This is a genomic window from Curtobacterium sp. MCBA15_016 (assembly GCF_001865105.1).
GTDB lineage: Bacteria > Actinomycetota > Actinomycetes > Actinomycetales > Microbacteriaceae > Curtobacterium.
In genome coordinates, this window is the sequence record NZ_MJGR01000068.1 from 1 (window position 1) to 238 (window position 238).

The 238-nt window shown below is 79.0% G+C and carries 1 pseudogene; it reads left to right on the forward strand.

Features of this window, described 5'->3' with window-relative positions:
• Positions 1-238: pseudogene (locus BIV03_RS19990) on the forward strand (hypothetical protein); the annotation flags it as partial.

The window sequence follows — 238 nt, forward strand, 5'->3', positions numbered from 1 at the left end:
GGGACGACCCGCGCCTCCCGGAAGCCCGACCGCGAGCCCGAACGTAAGCGGGACCGCAAGCCGGACCGCGAGCCGGACCGTACGCCGGACCGCGAGCCCGAGCCTGCCCCGGACTCCTCACCCGAGACCGACCCGGCCGCCGAACGCCGCGCAGCGCGCGAGGCCGAGACGGCCGCACGGACGGAGTCCCGCGACGCCGACGCCGCACTCGACGCGGCCGAGGACGCCCTCGCGACCG